Annotated in this window: 3 protein-coding genes; 2 read left to right on the top strand and 1 reads right to left on the bottom strand. The window is 41.6% G+C overall.

The window, feature by feature from the left end:
• The coding region (locus BM265_RS19300) for a transposase (protein ID WP_143098714.1) at positions 1 to 289 on the top strand (289 nt) is incomplete at its 5' end.
• Between the two features lie 376 nt (positions 290 to 665).
• Here the strand turns inward: BM265_RS19300 and BM265_RS19295 are convergent.
• Positions 666 to 1,727, bottom strand: a complete 1,062-nt coding sequence (locus BM265_RS19295; protein WP_081358537.1) for a glycoside hydrolase family 11 protein — start codon at positions 1,725 to 1,727, stop codon at positions 666 to 668.
• 761 nt (positions 1,728 to 2,488) lie between these two features.
• Between BM265_RS19295 and BM265_RS19290 the strand changes: the two genes are divergently transcribed.
• The gene (locus tag BM265_RS19290; protein ID WP_074963539.1) at positions 2,489 to 4,306 is read left to right on the top strand and encodes a leucine-rich repeat protein; all 1,818 of its coding nucleotides are present in this window, start codon (positions 2,489 to 2,491) and stop codon (positions 4,304 to 4,306) included.
• The last annotated feature ends 233 nt before the right edge of the window (positions 4,307 to 4,539 follow it).

The following is a 4,539-nucleotide window of genomic DNA, read 5'->3' as shown; positions in this document are numbered from 1 at the left end:
CAAAAAACTCGGAAGACCGAAGAATTACGCCGACAGCAAGGCTGAAAAGAAGGCAGCATATAAAGATAATACCGACAGGATCGAAGTGGAGCGTAAGTTCAGTCTCGCAAAGCGCAAATTCGGTCTTGGTCTGCTGCTCACAAAAAGAGAAGACACAACAAGAGCATCGATAGTTCTCAGCGTTATCGCAATGAACATCGACCGCCTGGCGGCGATGCTTTTGCGCTTCTGGAAAATAGTGATAAATATTCGCTTCTCATATCGCCAGCCGGTATGCCATGGATTTTAGAGGCTTGTTGAGGAGAGACTAATTCGATAGAAAAATATGGATAACAAAAAACGGCAGATCCGGAACAAAATCATTCCAAATCTGCCGTTTTTTAACACAGTAGTACACAAACAGTACACAAACGCCAATAATATAAAAACAAAAGGCTTCTAAAACTACGCTGTTTTAGAAGCCTTGTTGTTGTGACATCAGTTCAAAAAAGATGATTATTTCGAGTGATTAAGCTACTGTTTATTCAAGTTCATGCTTGCTGTTTTTCAGAAGTGTGGTTTGAATAGCTCTGTTCAGAAAATTAGTAAAGCAATATGAGTAACAGGGCTGTTGCACCAAGCAAAAGCCCCGTTTTGTTTATTTTGAATCAGATCAATGAAGTCTATCACTTTACAGTAAAATTCACAGCGTTTTTGATAGCATTTGCTGTATCCCATTTGTCGTTAACTCTGGCTGCGATAGCTACTTTGTAGGTCTTGCCAAGGGTGAGGTTCTTGGGAGTAGTATATTCTGTATCGGTGATATTCTCCTCCTGAACTCTCCACTTGCCTGCCAGATAAACAGCTACGCCGTAACTGTCAGCACCATTTACAGCGTCCCAAGTAAATTTCATCTGCTTGTACTGGCTGTTGTATTCCATATTTACGTTCTGAACGGTATGATCTTCAGGGTGATGGTAGCCGCCGCCGATCGCACACATATTCATAGTAACATCAGCCATACCGTCAGACTCCCAGCCTTCAATGTCGAAAACACATTCGTACAGGTTACCCATCTTCATGCCCAGGTCCTCCCAAGCCTTGAAGTGATTGGAAACGCTTATGGTGCCCTTGGTTCTAGTGTTCTGACGGATGCTGATATACTGTGTGAAATTCCGGTTGCCTTCGATGGTATAGGCATTTCTTGAAATTGTGTAAACCTTGTATTCACCGCCGTCGATATTTACGGAACCCTTATACTCTGCAGAAGGATCCTGTGCAGGAGACCAGTTCTTCCAGTCTTCAATGATGTAGTACTCTACCAGAGGATTCTGCGCCCAGCCGTAGATACCGATCATGGCGTTACCGGATGAACCTGAAACCCAGATGCAATCGTAGTCACAGTAGATATAACCATAGTCTTTGTAAGTATTGGGATTATTCAGACCCCAGAAAAGACCACGATTAGCAATGAAGTTACCTCTTGAGCCGTTAGGTCCGCATTTCCACTGTGCGCTGAAACCACCTTCATTATCGTGCAGTGTCATTGTAGAAGAATTAGGGGAATCTGCCTGCCAGATCTCGTGGTGGTAGTCGTTGTACCAGCCAACTTCCTGTGTGTGTGAAGGGCTGGCCGTAAGTGTCTTAGCGGCATAAGCAGTGATAGCAGGTGCAACTGCAGACAGAGGCGATACTATCGCCATACCGGCAACAAGAGCGCCTAAAACACGTTTTAAAACATTTTTCATAAGCTATTTCTCCTCGCTTTCAAAAAGATTAAAACTATAAATAGATACTTAAATGATACAGCACATTGACTTTTTCGGTTCAATGTTAACTGCTGTATTATTTGATTATATTTTATAATTTTTTAGTAATTGGTTCTAATCAAATTTTGCTTATTATCATTTTGGCGATACCATAAATTGCGATTTTTCACCTTTTAGACATCAACTATTTACTTTTTAAATTATAATTACCACAAATCTTTTAATCATTATAAGATAAGCATTTAACACATAAAACCCCAGAACTGCGCGGAACTACACGATCAATAGTATAGAAAATGTATGTTCACAAGCTGTGATCCGCCTGACATTAATGCAATTTTTATGTCATAAATTCAACATTTTTCACGCTAATATTGAGAAGTCTTGAATCGTACATCATGCACAAAGTATCAGTTAATTATCCTCCGCTTGTAATTTTCACCGATTTCTTATTCCCTATGAGTATTACAACAGCCTTTCTGACGGAAGAAACAGTTTTTCCAAGACCGATATCGATGCGACATTTATGCGTATAAAGGACGACCATTTAAAAAGGAGTAATATTATGCTAAATAAAAAAAGAAGATATGAAATTTTGAATTAGTGTGTTTATTTAAGAGTATGTACCACATTCACAAAATCTATCCGTAAAATTCAAAATTTATGCTCTTGAAAAACTGTTACGGTTGAAGTATAATACTGTTAATGCATTATTTACAAACAAAAGGACTGATACGATTATGAATAAAAGAATTATAAGCGGACTGGCGGCACTTGCAATTGTGCTTTCGGGCAGTGGCGCGGTCGTTGGGAACGTGGTCGATTTGCAGTTTGATATTGCGGCAAGCGCCGAAAGCGTTGCAAGCGGCACCTGCGGTGAAAATCTGACCTGGAGCCTCGATAACGAAGGCACACTTACGATCAGCGGTACGGGAGAAATGAATAATTATGTCCATTCTTATGATTCAGATATCGGGAAGGATTACCGCCAATCCATAAAAAGAGTTGTTATTGAAGAAGGTGTTACAAGCATCGGAGACAACGCATTTACTACCTATTGTGACGGCATTACAGATGTAACCATCCCGGAGGGTGTTACAAGCATTGGAGCTTATGCGTTTGAAAGCTGCGATCTGACAAGCATAAACCTCCCCGACAGTGTTACGAGTATCGGAGATTTTGCGTTTGCAGACTGCAATAAGCTTAAAAGCGTGACTATTCCCCGCAATGTTTCGAGCATTGGTAAGAATGTATTCAAGTCGTGGTTTGATTCCGCTCTTGAAAGCATAAATGTTGATCCCGACAACAGTTATTATTCCTCGGTAGACGGTGTTATGTATAATAAGGACATGACAAAAATCGTGGCTTTCCCGTACGGCAAAACAAGCGTAACACTCCCTGACACCCTCACGAGTATAGATGAAAATACGTTTTGCGAATGTGAAAAACTTGAAAGCGTAATTATCCCGAACGGCGTTAAGAGTATAGGTGAATCCGCTTTTGATGGCTGTAGAAAGCTCAAAAGCGTAACTATCCCGGAAAGCGTTGAGAGCATTGGAAAGAATGCGTTTTTTGACTGCATCGCTATGACAAGCGCGACTCTGCCGAAGAGTAATATAAAAATTGGCGATTACGCTATCGGTTACGACTATCATCTCGCGGAGGGGTATCCTTGGTCTCCGAATTTCGTCGAGGACGGACCCCGTGTGATGGAAAACTTCAAGATATACTGCTATGAAGGCACAAGCGGCGAACAGTACGCGAAAAATAACAAGATCGCCTATGAACTGCGCGAAGATATCGAACCTGCCAATCCCGTTGTTACATACACCCCGGGCGACGGATGTGTCACACTCAAGTGGAAAGCTGTAAAAAACGCTGAAAAATACGCTGTCGCAGTCGAGGTCGATGGCAAATGGACTATTGTTGAAAATACTTCCGACACTTCCTTTGTGCTTAGAAATCTGAAACCGGGCGTGAATTACAGCGTTGCGGTGTTATCAATGTTTGACAGCGAGTGGTACGACAATTACTCGAATATGATAACCGTCACACCATATGAGAAAACACCCGTGTACCCGATCGTTACCAACACCGAATACAACGAAACATATAACCAGTTCAGAATCCACTGGTCGGAGGTCGAGGATGCGGAAAAGTACGGCGTTGCCGTATACATCAAAGGCAAGTGGAAGATCGCAGATCAGAATATCCCCGCAACAAAGACCTCATTCACCTCGCCCAAACTCACACCGGGACACCAATACAAGGTAGCAGTCTGTGCCAAGGTTAACGGCAATTGGCAAACCGACAAGATCAACAGCAGAGCTGTAACAGTTACTATAGTAAAGGGAACGACGTTATTAAAAGGTGATGTTAACGGTGATGGAGAGATAACTGTTACCGACCTTACTAAGGTTGCAGCTCATATTAAAGGCAATAAGCTACTGAGCGATGATGAAAAGTTACGTGCTGATGTTAACGGCGATGGAATTATAAATATTACTGATATTTCAAAAATAGCAGCTCATATAAAAGGGGAAAAATTACTGAGTTGACGATAAATCCAATATAGAGGCTGTTGCAACTGTAGCACCCTCTAACCATATCCGAACATCAGAGTAAAAAACATATTACTGGTGAAATAAGCTGTTTCAGAGCGCACACCCCCAAGCCCTCTTCAAAAAAGAGGACTCGGGGGGTGTTATGTTCTGTTTGTATTTATGCCGGTTTTAATTCAAAATGAGAAATTCCAAGTCGGTTTTCTGAGATCTTAGCAAAAAGCTTCTTT

Origin of the sequence: Hominimerdicola alba, assembly GCF_900112155.1 — a bacterium.
In the GTDB taxonomy this organism is placed as follows: Bacteria; Bacillota; Clostridia; order Oscillospirales; family Ruminococcaceae; genus Hominimerdicola; species Hominimerdicola alba_D.
Note: the sequence above shows the minus strand (reverse complement) of the source record. Positions and strands in the feature narration are given on the sequence as shown.

What these genes read in the sequence shown, in the direction of transcription:
- BM265_RS19295 (WP_081358537.1), bottom strand. Translation starts at nt 1,727, where the DNA reads ATGAAAAATGTTTTAAAACGTGTTTTAGGCGCTCTTGTTGCCGGTATG.
- BM265_RS19290 (WP_074963539.1), top strand. Translation starts at nt 2,489, where the DNA reads ATGAATAAAAGAATTATAAGCGGACTGGCGGCACTTGCAATTGTGCTT.